This is a genomic window from Rhizobium sp. 22-785-1 (assembly GCF_053521965.1).
In genome coordinates this window covers 451001-466607 of the sequence record NZ_JBNWDI010000003.1, presented here as the reverse complement: position 1 = coordinate 466607, position 15607 = coordinate 451001, and the positions used below count along the sequence as shown (strand labels likewise).

The window sequence follows — 15607 nt, the reverse complement described above, 5'->3', positions numbered from 1 at the left end:
CCTCCCTTAAAGTGTGGCCATTTCGGCGATGGAAAGCCCCGATCGTATTTTTTCGAGTCTCTCATTGGCTCGCGGTAACAGTAGAAAAGCCGGTCGAATGCCGGGTGGACGTAAGAGGCCACGCAAAGACAGTTCCTGCATCACCGGGAAATGAGCAGCCGAGATTTTGCCCATCCAGAAGGGGTCGAGCGCGCCGCCTTTTCGTAAGTGCTGCAAGACTTCGTTCAGCCCGCGCAGATAAATCGCATCTTTCGGCAATCCGCCACCGCGGTAGATGCGCAGCACCATATTGAATGCGTTGGCCGCATCGAACCCATGTTGCTGCGTCATCAGCCGATAGGTGTCGACGAAGGTTGCACCATCGAGCATGGCGGCGCAGGCAACGACGCGTCCGGCAATCAGCCGCAATCGTTGACGCGTCATGCCGCCTGCCAGATGTTCGGCCAGCACGGCCAGACCTTCCTGCACACCCTCATAACCGGACAGGCCGGTACGAAACAGGCGCAGTCCTTGAGCCGAACCATTAAAGTAGGTCAGCAAATGGACGCCTATTTCGTGATGCAGGAGAGCGTCGACGCGCCGTTGTTCCATCACCGTATGACGGGAGATAAGCAGCTTTTCGCCCGTCACCATCAGCCCCGGAGGAAGGTCGTCACGAATTTCGACGCGTGCTCTGAAACTCGGTTCCTCGTGATGATAGGCGTCGACCATCTCGCGGGATTTCTGCACCACCTCGTAACAGCCGACCAAAGGTATTTCGCCCTCATCGACCGGCATTCTACAGTGCGCGAGCACGTCCGATGCGAGTGTCAGGAGTTCAGGCTCGACGGAGCCGTAAAGAGCCCGCCCGAAGTCTGTGTATTGACGCCTGTGCATATGCGCCAGCATCGTCAGTTGCAGGTCTATTTCCTGCTGCTTTTCGCGGTAGAGGTTATAGAGGACGGGGTCTTCGAGATGATCGAAAGCGACCGAATAGAGTTTGCGCTTCTGCTCTTCGACATCGACGCCCAGCGGGCGATAGAGAAAATGCGGAGCATACTGAAAGTCGCTTTGCTGGAACTCATCGAAGGCTTGTCGGGCATTGATGGGCGTGACGGAAAGTAGGAAATCGAACGATTGAGCGATCTCGTCAATGGACCTGTCCGCGCGTCGCACAGCGTCTACGAAGGCTTTTCGGCCAAGCGCCCGGTGCGTGGTGATGCGCAGCGTTTCGGTGTCCGCCGCAAAAGCTGCAAAGGCCCGCAGCCCCGCATCGAAAAGATCGGCAATCATCGTCTCGCGCAGACCCGGATAATCCGACCCGGATTCCGGTTGCCGATAGATAGGCGCAAAGCGAACGCCGACGCAGGGAAATGGAACATCGGCTTCCTGCAGCCGAAGGACTGGATCCTGCTTGGGTTCCGGGCGTGTGATCCTCGGTGTGCGGAAACGCACTTCGGCATCGCAGATTGCCTTGATGAAGGCTTTTCGCGCGTTCTGCGTCTGGGGTTCGCTTGTGGCCGAAACCGCAACCTCGTAATGCGGCAGGAAGGGTGAATCGTCGGCAAGCCGGATATCATGCTCCAGTTCACCAATGTCCAGTACGATAAAGGCGCCGAAATGCTTCATCATCTCCGCGCCGACGGCTTGGACGATGGGTGCCGCCTCGCTGAGGCTCGATGCGATGAGATAGGACGCGTTCGACGACGTGATGTCGCGTGCGGCTAGATTTTTTGTGCCATAGGTCAGGTGTAGGCAGAGGAATGGCAGGGGACGGTCGATGTGGAGGCGGCCATCCTTGCCGACATCTGTGCGGATCGCCTGACCTTCGGCCAGAGCCGTGGCAATCTTCGTCGATAATGGAATGTCATCGGTTGCTTTGAGCGAAGAAACGTTGTTCATCGGCTCTCTCGCAGCAGTCGCTCGAGTACCGGTTCCAGTTCAGTTATAGCGTGACGAATGTCTGAGACGATGCGGGTATCTGGCTTTCCCGTCCACTCGTCCATGAAGATCTTCTTGAATTCGATTGCGATGGCGCAGCCGTTCTGTGGATATCTATCATGAACGAATCGCGTTTGTTCGCCGCGCCCTTGAAAGGCAACGTTCTCACGAACATCCAACTTGCGGTCACCGATATCTGCCGAGGCAAAGTGCGCCATCACGGCGTCCACGACAAAAGACCATCGGCTTCGATCCATGGAGATCGTACCGATATTGATATCGGGTGCTGTCTCCTGAGGAGTTGGCTCTCCATTCGGGCCACCGCGACGGTGATTGTAGCTGTGAATATCCAGTAGAACAAACCGCCCATGAGACATCTCGATCCGGTCGAGAAAGGACGCAAGCATGGCATAGTAGTCGTCGTGAACGGAAAGCGACGTAGCGAGTGCCGCCTCTGACGGTGGTTCATTCCAGACCTCCAGGCCCCAGGACTGGTCTGGCGTCAGATAAATGGCGGCATCGCGAGCCCTGTTGAGATCGATTTCAAAGCGCGATCTGTGTCCGATGATCCGGTTCGTCAGCCCGCCGATCATCTCGCCAGTGAACGGGTCCTCCTCATAGAGCCGTTCCTCGTTCGAAAGTGCGATACTGGCAAGGAGGTCTTCTCGCAGAAGATGCCCGTCATGGATCGCAGTGCCAACAATCGCAGAGCCGCCAAAAGATGCCGACCAGATTTGTTTCTGCATGATTTCGGATGGGGTCCCGTTTTTCGTCATTTGCGCCTCATGGAGTCCGCAGGACAACACGAAGACGAGAACGTTGGTTCCAGGATACCTCTATCTCGATACGAAGGGCCCCGCTGCAGGCCCGTGAGACCTTAGACAGGCGATCTCTTCAAGCGCGGCGAATGTGGAAGCGATGGCCGTCTGTCGTATCGATGGTCTCGAGAAGAGCATGGCCGTCTTCCCGGCACATATGAGGGATGTCGATAACCGCCAGAGGATCGGTCGTTTCCACGAACACCTCGTCTCCGGAGGCCATTGCGGCCAGCCTTTTGCGACAGCGTAGGACAGGCAGAGGGCATTTGAGCCCTCTAAGATCAAAGACGGTCCTTGCGACCAAAATCACTCCTTGGCCCAGAATTTCCAAAAAGGCTTCTTTGTCGGTTCTTCCGGCTCCTGTGCGCTGAAGGCCAGCGGATTGACGGTCGGAACCGGCACATTCTGCGTTGCCGCTGCAGATGCCGGTGCTGCGCGTTGCGGCACCTGCGCTGCTGCAGCCAGCATGATAGAAGACGGGCGGGCGGGCGTTGCCGGCTGAGATGTCGTCGGCTGAGAGGCCGGTGCGGCTGGCCTTGCTGGAGATGCCGAAGCAGCGGCGATCGCCGTGGCTCCCGTTGCCGAGATGCCCTTCGCCGCCTTCTTTTCCATCAGTGCGGCAAATTCCGTTTCCTTCATCAGCTTGCCGGCTTTCAGCGCAGAGCCCGTCGGTGCGTATGCCGGTTCACGCCCCTTGCGCTTGTCCGCCACCAGCACCTTGCGTTCCGCTTCGGTCGGATCGTACCACACCATGCCATCGAATTTTTTCATGGCCTTGTCATAGGCAAGGTCGTAGCTCTTGTTGTAGCTGACGAGCGCGCTTGCGAGCGCCGGCGGCGTGCTTGTTGCAGGGCAGGCGGCTGCCGCGTTGAATTGACCACCCTGCGCATGCTGGTTGAAGACGTACTTCTTCTCGCAGAAATTGACGTCCGGTGGACGCTTGGTCACTTCGAAATGATCGTAGCCGATCTTCAGCATCTTCCAGAATTCGTAATTTTCGCTTTTACGATGACGAGCCATGTTTTCCGCCGTCATGCGGAACGGCAAAGCCTGGAGCTGGATCGTCTTCTGGCCGCCCTTGAAGGCGTCCCGTGCGAATGCGTAGATCTCCAGCATCTGTGCGTCGGTCATCGAGTAGCAGCCCGACGACGAGCACGCGCCATGGATCATCAGGTTTGTGCCATTGCGACCATTCGCCTGATCGTAGCGGTTCGGAAAACCGGTATTGATCGACAGATAATAATTTGAATAGGGGTTCATGTGCCCGGGCGAAAGATTGTAGAATCCTTCCGGTGCCTGACGGTCGCCCTCTTTGACCTTTGGTCCGAGTTTGCCGGACCAAGCGCAGATATCGTAGGAAGCGATCACCTCGAAGCGATTGTCGCGTCTCGCCTTCCAGACTTCCAGCTTGCCTTCTTCCTTCAAGATGCGAATCATGATCGGCGCATTGCGATCCATGTTCTTCTTGTCCATCTCAGCAAGGATGGTGGGGGAGAGAGGATAATCGACCTTGTTTTTGACATGAGACACGTCACGCTCGACGGTTTCGAGCGTTTCGTTGCAGCCCGCGAGCATTACACCGGCGCAGGCAAGAAGAGCGATGTGTCTCAAACGCATGGGCGTCATACCGATTTGCATGATGTCGAACGGTCCTAAGGTAAATTGGATTTGATTACAAGTCAGTTGTTTTCTCTCGCAATTCAGGTCGTTGCGGCTTGGTCCTTCATCGCTATATTGATGGCATGATCGCATTGTTTGAAGCTTACTGGCCCCACGTTCTCGCACTGCTCTCGCTTGTCATGGGGACTGTGGCTGCGGTGCATGCGACCATGACCAAGCAGGAAGTCCGTTCAGCCCTCGGCTGGGTGGGCGTTATTGTGCTTTCTCCCATCATCGGCGCTTTGCTCTATGCCATCGCCGGCATCAACCGCATCCGCCGTAACACGCTGGGGCAACAACGATCGTTGATGCATGGCACGATCATGGACCGGGTGGCGCGTTTCGATGCCGATAACAGTCTTGTCGTCGAGCGTTTCGGTCGCCGTTTCGTCGCCATGAAGACTGTTGGCGACCGCGTGACGCGCGCGGCGCTGACGACCGGCAACACCATCGAAACGCTGTCCGATGGAGATCAGGCCTATGCGGCCATGCTCGAAGCCATCGGTCTTGCCCGTCGTTCAATCATCCTGGAAACCTATATTCTCGATCACGACCGGATAGGACTGAGGTTCGTCGCAGCTCTGGCCCGGGCCAGGGAGAGGGGCGTCGAAGTCCGTGTTCTGGTCGACGCCGTGGGTGCGCGATACTCTGTGCCAAGCATACTATCGAAGCTGCGGCTGGAAGAAATTCCCTCCGCTGTCTTCAACGGCAATGTCATCATGGGGCTTCGGCTGCCCTATGCAAATCTGCGCACGCACCGCAAGATACTGATCGTCGATGGCAAGGTTGCGTTTACCGGGGGCATGAATATTCGCGAAGGCTTCACACGCGAGTTCCATGGCGACAAGCAATCACATGATACCCATTTCAAGGTCCAGGGGCCGGTGGTATCTGACCTTTTCACCGTGGCCGCCGAGGATTGGGGCTTTGCCAGTGGCGAGCGTCTTGACGGACCTGTCTGGGATGTCACCATACCGAACGGCATTCCCGGTCATCCGCTCCTGATGCGCGCGGTGGCTTCCGGTCCCGATAACAGCATCGAGACCAGCCATAAGATGCTTATGGGCGCTTTTTCCATTGCCCGTTCCTCTATCCGCATCATGTCGCCCTATTTCCTGCCGGATCGCGAACTGATTTCCGCCCTCACGACGGCGGCAAGACGAGGTGTTATTGTCGATATCATTGTTCCGGCGACCAATAATCTCATGCTGGTCGACGGGGCGATGACGGCGCAGTTCGACCAGTTGCTGAGGAGTTACTGCCGGATCTGGCGTGCCACGGGCCCCTTCAACCACTCCAAACTGCTGGTGATCGACGACCGCTGGTCCTATGTCGGTTCCTCTAATCTCGATCCGCGTTCGCTTAGATTGAACTTTGAGGTGGATATGGAAGTTCTCGACGAGGGCTTTGCAACGACGGTCTCGGAGCGCATGGCGACTGCCATGGAGGGCGCGATACCGGTAAAGCTGGATGAACTGAGGGCCAGACCGTTTTTTGTTCGTCTCACAGAGCGGATATTGTGGCTGGCTTCGCCTTACCTTTGACACCGGGATCGAGTTGAAACCCTTCACGCGATCCAAGACAGGAAACCGATGCGACCGAAGAACGATAGCCTCCCCGCAGTCTTTATGTCGTCGCTGCGCAACCGCAAGAACAGGCGATGTCCGGACCAGATTGCGGCAGAGCAAACCTCCCCCGTCGTTGCATCCTACAATGTTCACAAGTGCGTCGGTCGTGATGGCAAATTCGATCCCGACCGGATCAGCAAGGTGATCCACGAGTTGCGGGCCGATGTGGTCGCATTGCAGGAGGCGGACAGCCGTTTCGGGGAACGAACGGGCCTTCTGGATCTCGGACGGCTTGAACGTGATTGCGGTCTTACCCCGGTGCCGGTTTCCGGGGGCAGCAAGGCGCATGGCTGGCATGGCAACGTCGTGCTGTTTCGCGAAGGTGCCGTCCGCGACGTTCATACGGTCAAGCTTCCAGGGCTGGAGCCTCGCGGCGCGCTAGTCGTGGAGCTCGATCTAAAGGCGGCTGGAACCTTGCGTGTGATAGCAGCGCATTTCGGCTTGCTGCGGCACTCTCGCGCGCAACAGGCTCGAGCCCTGGTGGAACTGCTCAACGCGCGTGAGACACAGCCGACCGTGCTGATGGGCGACCTGAATGAATGGCGGCTTGGTAACGGGTCATCTCTCAATACCTTTCGTGATGCCTTCGGCACTTTGCCGCCCGCAGTGCCGAGTTTTCCTTCGGGGCTGCCAGTGCTTGCGCTGGATCGGATCATTGCCAATCGTGACGGCATGATCGAGAAGGTCGAAGCGCACGATAGCGCTCTAGCGCGTGTGGCCTCCGATCATTTGCCTTTGAAGGCGACGATCAATACCGCACTCCTGGATGGTCCTGTGGCGAAGTAGACCTGCATCATGCTGTTTTAAAATGCCCTGATCCCGCCCAAATAGATGCCTACTCAGATACCGCAATAGGGACGATTGCAAAGAATCCCCGTTTGCCTCGAACGGTTCGAACCATTTCGTTGGAACCAATCTTGGTGGTGCGCAATTGAATGTTCAACAAAGACATCCGGGCTGCCGCGGGTCATAATTAAACAGGAGAAAACAGATGAAAAAGACTTTTGCCGTAACGTTTGCCGCTGTCACGCTTGGACTGAGCGGTCCTTTGAGCGCGGTCGCCGCAGATCTGGCGCCTTATCGCGAGACCTATCAGGACAGCGATGATCGCAACGGCGTCAAGATTGGTTACCTGACCTGCGACGTTGGCGGAGGTGTCGGCTATGTCATCGGTTCTGCCAAGGAACTGGAATGCACGTTCAAGTCCACGGTTGGCGCGCGTCGCACGGACGTCTACACTGGCGTCATCCGTAAGATGGGTGTTGACCTGGGCTTCACCACGCAAGGAAAGCTCGTATGGGCCGTGTTCGCTCCGACCGCCGGCTACCATCGCGGTTCGCTCTCCGGCCTCTATCAGGGCGCTACGGCTGAAGCGACGCTTGGTGTTGGCGTCGGTGCAAACGTTCTGGTCGGTGGCACGGCTGGCTCCATCCAGCTTCAGACCGTCAGCGTCACCGGCCAGGTTGGTCTGAACCTCGCCGCAACGGGCACTTCGGTCACCCTGACACCGGCCAACGGTTGATCGTCATTTCTGCGGCCACGTCAAAATGCCGCATGAAAGAGACTGCCCTTCTCGCTGTAATGGCTGGGAGGGCATTTCTGTGAGAGCGAACGAGGAGTTTCATGAAGGCGACCCTATCTGCCGCAGCGTTTCTGCTGACGTTGTCTGTCGCGAGCGTCAGCGCCGAAGGCGATCCGGTGGAAGGTGAACGTGCTTTTGGCAAATGCGCGAGTTGCCACAACATCGACAACCCCCGAACACGCCTTGGTCCGCATCTGATGGGTGTCGTCGGTCGTCGTGCCGGCTCCGTGGCGGATTATCCCAATTACTCGCAAGCGATGAAGGACGCTGGAGCCAGCGGTCTTGTCTGGGATGAAGCGGCATTAAGAGAGTTTCTCTCCAGCCCAAAGAAGAAGGTACCTGGCACTTCTATGCGCTTCTTCGGTCTGTGGAGCGCCACCGAAATCGACAATATCATTGCCTATCTGAAGACAAAGCCTGCGCCGTGACGCCTTTTGATCATCGCGAATCGAGGATCTCCTCTGCGTCCTCGATGGACATGGCATACACCCGATTAGCGATGTCGAAACTGTAGCCGTTGCGGGCAAATGCCGAGATTTCCTTGCTCATGCGTTTTTCATCCACCTCATCGTCCCGGCGAAACGGACCGAAGCGTCGCTTGCGCGCCAGAACGACGGCTGCGTAGAGATCGTCGCTGTCTGCAAGTGCGTGCTCTGCAATATCTCTACTCACGCCTTTCTGGGTCAGTTTCTGTGCAATGGCGCGCCTGGATCTGCCGCTCCTGACGCCAGAGCGCGTGGTGATTTCGGCAAAGGCATTATCGTCGAGCGCCTTGATCTCATAGGCAAAGCGAACCGCTGACTCGGCAAGCGCCTGCACCTGTGATGAGGAAATATCCTGGAACTTCTCCTTTGCCTTACGTGAAATGGCGTCGAACAGCTGGCGCTCCGTCATCATCCGCTTTTCGAGACGATAGATCGTGGAATTTCTGGCCCAGGACAGCATCCGGCTCGTTGGGGCGCTTTCAGTCTCGTCGTCGCTCATGTCATGCCGTGGGTGGGTCGATCGTGGAGTTTCGCAGGGCGTAGACACCGATCGGATGTTCAAGGCCTCGCAGCAGGCGCGGGCCGAGGCTCTCGAACGTGCTCTTGTCCTCCAGCATGCTGACGAAGTCCTCGGACAGAAGAACGCGCCTGCCGACGGTCTTCGTCAGGGTTTCCAGCCGTGAAGCGATATTGACTGCCGGGCCAATCACCGTGAAATCGAGACGGGTCCGGGAGCCGATATTGCCGTACATGACATCGCCGACGTGAACGCCAATCCCGTAGCCGAAGGGCTCATGGCCTCTTTTGATATTGTTTTCATTCAGCTTTTTAAGCCCTTCCTGCGCCTCACCAATAGCTGCAATCAGATTGGTTGCGGCATCGGCATTGTTCAACGGGAATATTGCCAGCAGGCCATCGCCCATGAATTTTAGGATTTCACCGCCGTTTTTCTCGATCGGCTCCGCCATCGCATCGAAATAGCCGTTCAGCAATTCGATCACGTCATCGCGCGGCCACAAGTCGGAGATCCGGGTAAAGTCCCGCAAATCGCAGATCATGATGACAGCGCTCACCGTGTTGCCGCTTCCTCTGCGGGTTGCGCCGTCCAGAATTTCCTGACTGGCATGGGGCCCGACATAGGTTTCAAGCAATGTGCGAGCCATACGATTTTTCAGACGAATTTCTGAAACCAGCGCGATCGCAGGCACCAGACTTTTCAGCGCTTCGATTTCGGAGGCCAGAAATCCGTTCGGCCGGTCGCTGGCAAATGTCACCACATGGCGCTTGCCGAATGTGTGTTGAAGCGGCCAAGCCACATAGTCTGTCAGGCCTTCTTGGCGTAGATCGCGATAAATCTGGTAGTCCCGCTCGATGACGCCCGGTCCATGGAGCGCCTGACGGACTTCCTCCGCCCCGTTATGGATATCGTACAAGGGGCTGTTCAGATATTCCGCCGCCGTTTCGCTGCCATAGGCATAGGTGTCGAATGCGGCTTCCGGCTCGCCGTTGCGCCAAAGGATACGAGCGCCGCGCCATTGTGGATGCTGGACGAGGAAGTTCATCGATGCGCGTGCAATAGAGACGCCCTGATCTCTCAGGCGCAAGCACATTTCGACGAAGATATTGTCGATATAGCGATTGCCGCTGGTCTGTGTGACGAGCCAGTCGAGCACGTTACTTCTCTGGTGTGGCCAGAGCGCTTTGTTTTCGACTGGGTCTGAAATCTCTACGCTGTCAACAAGGGCCATATGCTCGCCTCCTCCGCCTTAGCATGCTTGAAGAGGCGGCAGCGCTCCCACTCCATGCAGGGCATTTGGTGCATCATAGCGGAAAATGGAAGAGCGAAGAGGATAAGAAATATTGTATGTGAAAAAGGCGCTTGCATTTGGCATTAGCCGCAAGCGCCCTTCGTCGATCGGCGTGTGTTCAGGTCTTTAAAGAACGGCAGCCAGAGGAATCTGGAGCGCGTTGGCAACGCGCTTGAGGCGCGATGGGTCGCTGTCTGCGCCCGTTTCAAGCGCAAGAATTTCCTGAGTTGTCAGTCCACAGGTCAAGGCCAGTTGATCGACCGTATAGCCTGCCGCATTACGGGCTGAAACGATTTTACCTGCAAAAGGCGCATTGGCTTCGTGTGATGTAAAAGATGTTGAGACGGAAATCGTCATTGAAAATCTCCCTGAAAGAATGGACACGGACGTGTCGGCGGCGAGTGCCGTCGCGTTGATTGCATGCGACTGCGCTGCAAAGGAGAGATGATGTTGCAGCGCAGCAGGGAAAATAGCCATCTTTGACGCACATGCAATAGTTAAATTGCGATTAACGGTTTTGCCATATCACGGTCCGTCGCAGGCTTCAGAGCGCAATAGTCCTGCGGCTATTGAAAATAGCCATTGCTGCCGCGCCGGAAGCCTGACGGCGGAATACCGGCAATCTGGCGAAACGCCTTGTTGAATGCGCTGACCGATCCAAAGCCGCTTTCCATCGCGATGCTCAGAATGCTCTCCTTGCCATTGACCAGCATGGCCTGCGCACGTGACAGGCGCAGAAGCGTCAGATATTTCATCAGCGTCATGCCCGTCGATTTGCGGAACAGGTTCATGGCATATTTCGGGTGCAGGTTGGCCACTCGGGCAATATCCGTCGCATCGATATCGTCGAGGAAGTTGGCGGCGATAAAATCGCACATGCGTGCAACGGCAACAGATGCAGCGTTTTCCTGGCTCGTGGTATTGGCGGCTGAGGCAGCCGAAGAGATCACGTCGTAGGGCTCCATGAACATGCGCTCGACGCGCAGGATCAACTCCTCGACGGCATGTTGCGCCTTTGCCGTATCGCCGGATTTAGCATATTCCCGCCATCGGGCGAAGTTCTCGTCATCCGCCTTTCCTGTGACGTCGGTCAGCATAGTGGCGCCACCCATCAGCATGGCCGATACAGCCGGTGGCAAGCGCATTCGGAAGAAGTGAAAAAGCGGCAGATGTGCGCCAGCGTAAAAGGAATCATCTGAGGATTCGTCCATTTGATGCGGTTGCCCGCCCCAGAACAGGCACATCTGCCCGGCGCACATCCGGAACGTATGGTCGCCCATGCGATAGTGAACGCTTCCCGACATGACATAATTGACTTCGACCTGCGCGTGCCAGTGCGGCATCAGCATGACGGGCGGATGGTCGTAGAAAAACTGCAGCGTCGTTGGCCACCCTTCGATGCTGCTCGCGCCCGGCTGATAGACGGCTTTTTCATCGATCTTACTTTTCGACAAATTCACGTTCCCTTTTTACGAGACAGATTTCGCCACCCCGCTAATCTGCGCATGTTCGCTTAAGAACGGCAATTGAAAAAGGGAGGTTTTCAATGTGCTTAAAATTGACGGGCGTGGCGGTATCGCTTGCCCTGCTTGCGGCAGCACCCGCATCCGCACAAACCACCATCACGATCTGGAGCTGGAACGTTGCCGCATCGGCGCTGAAATCTACCTTGGAAGGCTTCAACAAGGCCAATCCAGACATCAAGGTGGATGTGCAGGATCTTGGTAACAATCAGGTTTATGATAAGGCGCTCGCCGCCTGTGCCGCTGGCGGGGAGGGCCTGCCGGATATCGTAACCGTTGAAAACTTTGAGGCCGAAGTTTTCTGGAGCCGCTTTCCGGATTGCTTTACCGATGTCACCGCGCTCGGTTACACGCCTGAAAAGCAGGCGCTTTTCCCTGAATTTAAACGCACGGAACTGGAAGTCGATGGCGTCGCCTATGCCGTTCCGTGGGACTCCGGTCCTGTTGCCGTTTTCTACCGCCGTGACTTCTATGAAAAGGCCGGTGTCGATCCGGCGACCATCAAGACCTGGGACGATTTCATTGCCGCCGGCAAGAAGGTCATGGAGGCCAATCCCGGCGTGGTCATGACGCAGGCCGACTTCAATGGTGATAGCGAATGGTTCCGCATGATCTCCAATGAGCAGGGCTGCGGTTACTTTTCGACAGATGGGCAATCCATCACCATCAATCAGCCGGCCTGCGTTGCGACGCTGGAAAAGCTGAAGCAGATGAAGGATGCGGGCATCATCACAGCCGCGATCTGGGATGAAAAGATCCAGGCCAACACGGCAGGCAAGGTCGCGAGCCAGATGTATGGAGGCTGGTACGAAGGCTCGATCCGCTCCGGCTCTCCGGACCTTTCCGGCAAGTGGGGCGTCTATCCTATGCCGAGCCTAACGGCAGATGGTCCTCGGGCGGCCAACCTCGGTGGCTCGTCGCTTGCCATCAGCTCCGTCTCCAAGGACAAGGAAGCGGCGTGGAAATTCGTCGACTATGCGCTGACAACGAATGAAGGCCAGGTGACGATGCTGAAATCCTTCGGCCTCGTTCCGTCGCTCCTGTCTGCCGTCAACGATCCGTTCGTCAAGGAGCCGCAACCCTATTGGGGCGGGCAGGCCGTATGGACGGATATTCTGGCGACCCTGCCGAAGATCAAGCCGAGCAGAGGCACGGCCTATCAGTCGGATGCGGAAGGCATCTACCGTGCGGTCCAGACCAAATATCTGGCGGGCGGTTACCCGGACGCCAAGACGGCACTCGACGATGCCGCCAAGCAGATCGAATCCGCAACGGGTCTTCTGGCTGCACAGTGATCTCCCAAGCTGAACCAGAGCCGGGCGCCCCTTGCATGGGGCGCCCGGATAGGCTCAGCCTTCATGCACAATCATCATTCGGGAGGTGAAGATGCCCATCAGAACCAGGGTCGCCTACGCGTTTCTCGCGCCCTATCTTTTGATCTTCACGACGTTCTGGCTCTGGCCAATCATCAATTCGTTTCTGCTGTCGTTCCAGAACACACGCGTCAATCCGTGGCGCTTTGCGCCGACGATGAACTGGGGCCGTCTGATCGGCGACCCGGCATTCTACAACGCACTTTACAACACGCTGATCATCCTCGTCATTCAGGTGCCGATCATGATCGCGCTGGCCACCATCATGGCCGTGCTGCTCAATTCTCCCATGCTGAAGGCAAGACCGCTTTACCGCTTTGCCTTCTTCGCCCCGGTTGTCGTGGGTGAGGTTGCCTATGCTGCCGTCTTCCGTCTGATGTTCAGTGCCGATTTCGGCATCATCAACAAGATGCTGGTGAATGTCGGCCTCCCACCCATATCGTGGTTCGACAATGCCACAGCCGCCATGGCGCTGATCATTATCGCCGTGACGTGGCGGTGGGCGGGCTATAACGCGATCATCATTCTTGCTGGCCTGCAATCCATTCCAGGCGACGTCTATGAGGCGGCGCGGCTAGACAGGGTCAGCAAGCGCCAACAATTCTTTCACATCACGCTGCCGCTTCTCAAACCCATCATCATCTTCTGCATGGTGTTGTCGGTCATCGGGACGATGCAGCTCTTCACCGAGCCTTTCCTTATCACCAATCGCGGTGGGCCGGGTGGCGGAACAGAGACGCTTGGCATCTTCCTCTACCGCCAGGGCTTCACCTCGCTCAATTTCGGCTATGCCTCGGCGATTGCCTATACGATCGCAGCGCTTGCCATCGTCATATCGCTCTTCAATCTCTGGGTCGGGAGGGAGCAGAAATGAGGTCGAAATCGAGATCGCTTCTCTGGCAGAAAATAGCACTGCACGCGACGCTGACGCCGCTTGCGCTGATCTGGCTCTTCCCGCTGTGGATGATGTTCGTCTTCTCCACCATGCCGGATTACGGCATCTTCAGCCCAAATATCGAGTTGATCCCGTCGACGCATTTCATCGAGAATTTCCAGAACCTTCAGGCCGATACCGATTTTCTGCGGGCGATGTTCATCTCGATCACGGTAGCGGTGGTCTACACGGTTCTTTCCGTCATGCTGACCTCGATGGCCGGATGGGCCTTGGCGCGCTATCGCTTCGCCGGACGTTCGGTGGTTGTCGCCATCATTATCGGTACGATCACCTTGCCCTATGCGGTCGTGGTCATTCCGCAGTTCATTATGGTGGCGCGCGAATTCAAGCTTGCCAACACATGGGTAGCGCTGATCGTGCCACCGCTGTTCAACTCGCTCGGCGTGCTCTTCATGCGCCAGTCTTTCACCATGATGCCGGGTGAGCTTTTCGATGCAGCGCGTGTGGAAGGGGTAAAGGAGTGGCAAATCTTCCTGCGCATCGCGCTGCCGCTTGCGCGACCGGCGATGGCCGCCCTTTCGATCATCCTGTTCCTGGCATCCTGGAACAACTACCTCTGGCCACTGCTGATCAATTCGCGGCCTGGCATGATGACCGCACCTGTCGCCCTCGGCACGTTGATCGGGCTCACCAAGGTTTCCTGGGGTGGTATCATGGCAGGTGCTGTTCTGCTCACCGCACCCATTCTCGTCATCTTCGTGGTGTTGCAGCGCCACTTCATCGCCGGCATCTCTGCCGGCGCCGTCAAGTAATCCGGGAGGAGCCGCATGGCGGGACTTTCACTTAAAAACGTCGTCAAACGTTATGGTTCGCTGGAGGTCATCCATGGTGCGAACCTGGAGATCGAGGACGGCGAGTTCGTTGTTTTCGTCGGCCCCTCCGGCTGCGGTAAATCAACTCTTCTGCGCATGATTGCCGGTCTTGAGGATATTTCCGACGGTGAGATCAGCATTGGTGGTGAGGTCGTCAACGATGCCGAACCTGCCGATCGTGGCATAGCGATGGTCTTCCAATCCTACGCGCTCTATCCGCATATGACGGTCGAAGAAAACCTCTCCTTCGGCCTTCGCATGAACGGCAATCCGAAGACGGATACAGAAGCCCGTGTGCGGCGTGCCGCCGAAATTCTTCAGATCAACGAGTTGATGCAGCGCAGGCCAAAGCAGCTTTCCGGCGGCCAGCGGCAGCGTGTTGCCATCGGTCGGGCCATCGTGCGCGAACCGCAGGTGTTTCTGTTCGACGAACCGCTTTCAAATCTCGATGCGGAGCTGCGTGTGCAGATGCGCGTGGAAATCTCCAAGCTGCATAAGCAACTCGGGACCACGATGATCTACGTGACCCACGATCAGACGGAAGCCATGACGCTTGCCGACAAGATTGTGGTGCTGCGCGGTGGCAAGATCGAGCAGGTCGGTGCGCCGCTCGATCTCTATGATGATCCTGAAAACCGATTTGTTGCAGGCTTCGTCGGATCGCCAAAGATGAATTTTCTGCCGGGCATCGTCACTGGCGAGGCCGCCGAGGGCGTAACCATCACCCTCGACCACGCGCCGTCATTCTCTTTGACCTTGCCGATTGCAGCACGGCCCGGAACCGGATCGCTTATAATTCTCGGCATTCGTCCCGAGCATTTCGAGGATGCCGGCAAGGCTGCCGATTTGACGGTCGCGGTAGATGTCGTGGAACATCTGGGTAACACCAGCTATGTCTACGCCCATCTGGCGGAGCAGCTACCGCTGGTCATCGAGCGACCCGAGTCCCGGCATGTCGGTAAACTCGATCGGCTTACCGTCTCCGTTCCTGCCAACAAGGCTTTCCTTTTCGACAGCGGTGGCAAGCGCCTACGCTGACCCCAT

The 15607-nt window shown here is 57.0% G+C and carries 16 protein-coding genes; 8 read left to right on the top strand and 8 right to left on the bottom strand.

Features of this window, described 5'->3' with window-relative positions; genetic code table 11:
* Positions 1-6: 6 nt before the first annotated feature.
* From ACQZ5M_RS09750 to ACQZ5M_RS09735, 4 genes are all read right to left on the bottom strand, one after another.
* Positions 7-1881: a flavohemoglobin expression-modulating QEGLA motif protein gene (locus ACQZ5M_RS09750; RefSeq protein WP_449079591.1), complete on the bottom strand. Its 1875-nt coding sequence runs from the start codon at positions 1879-1881 to the stop codon at positions 7-9.
* On the bottom strand, positions 1878-2696 hold the full coding sequence (locus ACQZ5M_RS09745) for an N-formylglutamate amidohydrolase (protein WP_449079590.1): 819 nt from the start codon (positions 2694-2696) through the stop codon (positions 1878-1880). Before ACQZ5M_RS09745 ends, ACQZ5M_RS09750 begins: the two co-directional genes overlap by 4 nt.
* A 118-nt stretch (positions 2697-2814) precedes the next feature.
* A complete protein-coding gene (locus ACQZ5M_RS09740) occupies positions 2815-3069 on the bottom strand; it encodes a sulfurtransferase TusA family protein (protein WP_296103209.1) in 255 nt (84 codons plus the stop codon).
* Complete coding sequence (locus tag ACQZ5M_RS09735) at positions 3045-4355, bottom strand: L,D-transpeptidase family protein (RefSeq protein WP_449079612.1); 1311 nt, start codon at positions 4353-4355, stop codon at positions 3045-3047. The genes ACQZ5M_RS09740 and ACQZ5M_RS09735 overlap by 25 nt, the downstream gene beginning before the upstream one ends.
* A 125-nt stretch (positions 4356-4480) precedes the next feature.
* On the opposite strand from ACQZ5M_RS09735, the gene ACQZ5M_RS09730 reads away from it, so the two are divergent.
* The 4 genes from ACQZ5M_RS09730 to ACQZ5M_RS09715 all read left to right on the top strand — a co-directional run bounded on the left by ACQZ5M_RS09730 (position 4481) and on the right by ACQZ5M_RS09715 (position 8035).
* Positions 4481-5941 (top strand): phospholipase D-like domain-containing protein, encoded by a 1461-nt coding sequence (locus ACQZ5M_RS09730; protein WP_449079589.1) that lies wholly within the window; start codon positions 4481-4483, stop codon positions 5939-5941.
* Positions 5942-5989: 48 nt separating this feature from the next.
* Positions 5990-6811, top strand: a complete 822-nt coding sequence (locus ACQZ5M_RS09725; RefSeq protein WP_296014206.1) for an endonuclease/exonuclease/phosphatase family protein — start codon at positions 5990-5992, stop codon at positions 6809-6811.
* A gap of 205 nt (positions 6812-7016) precedes the next feature.
* Complete coding sequence (locus tag ACQZ5M_RS09720; protein WP_296014207.1) at positions 7017-7547, top strand: DUF992 domain-containing protein; 531 nt, start codon at positions 7017-7019, stop codon at positions 7545-7547.
* A 101-nt stretch (positions 7548-7648) separates the two neighbouring features.
* A complete protein-coding gene (locus tag ACQZ5M_RS09715) occupies positions 7649-8035 on the top strand; it encodes a c-type cytochrome (protein ID WP_296039135.1) in 387 nt (128 codons plus the stop codon).
* A 10-nt stretch (positions 8036-8045) separates the two neighbouring features.
* Here ACQZ5M_RS09715 and recX read toward each other — a convergent pair whose 3' ends face one another.
* The 4 genes from recX to ACQZ5M_RS09695 form a co-directional block, all read right to left on the bottom strand.
* Positions 8046-8591 (bottom strand): recombination regulator RecX, encoded by a 546-nt coding sequence (gene recX / locus ACQZ5M_RS09710; protein ID WP_449079588.1) that lies wholly within the window; start codon positions 8589-8591, stop codon positions 8046-8048.
* Position 8592: 1 nt separating this feature from the next.
* Positions 8593-9840 (bottom strand): adenylate/guanylate cyclase domain-containing protein, encoded by a 1248-nt coding sequence (locus tag ACQZ5M_RS09705; protein ID WP_449079587.1) that lies wholly within the window; start codon positions 9838-9840, stop codon positions 8593-8595.
* A 186-nt stretch (positions 9841-10026) separates the two neighbouring features.
* A complete protein-coding gene (locus tag ACQZ5M_RS09700) occupies positions 10027-10257 on the bottom strand; it encodes a helix-turn-helix domain-containing protein (protein WP_449079586.1) in 231 nt (76 codons plus the stop codon).
* A 209-nt stretch (positions 10258-10466) separates the two neighbouring features.
* A complete protein-coding gene (locus ACQZ5M_RS09695; protein WP_296014215.1) occupies positions 10467-11360 on the bottom strand; it encodes a helix-turn-helix domain-containing protein in 894 nt (297 codons plus the stop codon).
* Between the two features lie 86 nt (positions 11361-11446).
* Between ACQZ5M_RS09695 and ACQZ5M_RS09690 the strand changes: the two genes are divergently transcribed.
* The 4 genes from ACQZ5M_RS09690 (at position 11447) to ACQZ5M_RS09675 (ending at position 15601) form a co-directional block, all read left to right on the top strand.
* Entirely contained in the window at positions 11447-12718 is a 1272-nt protein-coding gene (locus ACQZ5M_RS09690) for an ABC transporter substrate-binding protein (RefSeq protein WP_449079585.1), read from the top strand.
* Between the two features lie 91 nt (positions 12719-12809).
* On the top strand, positions 12810-13670 hold the full coding sequence (locus ACQZ5M_RS09685) for a carbohydrate ABC transporter permease (RefSeq protein WP_296014219.1): 861 nt from the start codon (positions 12810-12812) through the stop codon (positions 13668-13670).
* The gene (locus ACQZ5M_RS09680) at positions 13667-14503 is read left to right on the top strand and encodes a carbohydrate ABC transporter permease (RefSeq protein WP_449079584.1); all 837 of its coding nucleotides are present in this window, start codon (positions 13667-13669) and stop codon (positions 14501-14503) included. The genes ACQZ5M_RS09685 and ACQZ5M_RS09680 overlap by 4 nt, the downstream gene beginning before the upstream one ends.
* A gap of 15 nt (positions 14504-14518) precedes the next feature.
* A complete protein-coding gene (locus tag ACQZ5M_RS09675) occupies positions 14519-15601 on the top strand; it encodes an ABC transporter ATP-binding protein (RefSeq protein ID WP_449079583.1) in 1083 nt (360 codons plus the stop codon).
* Positions 15602-15607: the final 6 nt, after the last annotated feature.